Here is a 727-nt window from a genome sequence, read left to right on the forward strand (position 1 = left end):
CCTGCCACCAAAACTGATGCTGGCCCAGTGAAATGCGAGATTCCCCTACCCACAAGGAGCAGAGGGCACAAAACACCATGTCTGATCAAATGCCCTTCCCTTTCAACAATTTCACGTACTTTTTCACTCTCTTTTCAAAGTTCTTTTCATCTTTCCATCACTGTACTTGTTCGCTATCGGTCTCTCGCCAATATTTAGCTTTAGATGGAATTTACCACCCACTTAGAGCTGCATTCCCAAACAACTCGACTCTTCGAAGGCACTTTACAAAGAACCGCACTCCTCGCCACACGGGATTCTCACCCTCTATGACGTCCTGTTCCAAGGAACATAGACAAGGAACGGCCCCAAAGTTGCCCTCTCCAAATTACAACTCGGGCACCGAAGGTACCAGATTTCAAATTTGAGCTTTTGCCGCTTCACTCGCCGTTACTAAGGCAATCCCGGTTGGTTTCTTTTCCTCCGCTTATTGATATGCTTAAGTTCAGCGGGTACTCCTACCTGATTTGAGGTCAAACTTTAAGAACATTGTTCGCCTAGACGCTCTCTTCTTATCGATAACGTTCCAATACGCTCAGTATAAAAAAAGATTAGCCGCAGTTGGTAAAACCTAAAACGACCGTACTTGCATTATACCTCAAGCACGCAGAGAAACCTCTCTTTGGAAAAAAAACATCCAATGAAAAGGCCAGCAATTTCAAGTTAACTCCAAAGAGTATCACTCACT

Annotated in this window: 1 rRNA gene; it reads right to left on the minus strand. The window is 44.6% G+C overall.

The annotated features are described in order from the left end of the window. A 23S ribosomal RNA gene (locus NNZ72_RS25665) occupies window positions 1-571 on the minus strand; the annotation flags it as partial. Window positions 572-727: the final 156 nt, after the last annotated feature.

The sequence above is a fragment of the Shinella pollutisoli genome (assembly GCF_024609765.1).
In the GTDB taxonomy this organism is placed as follows: Bacteria; Pseudomonadota; Alphaproteobacteria; order Rhizobiales; family Rhizobiaceae; genus Shinella; species Shinella pollutisoli.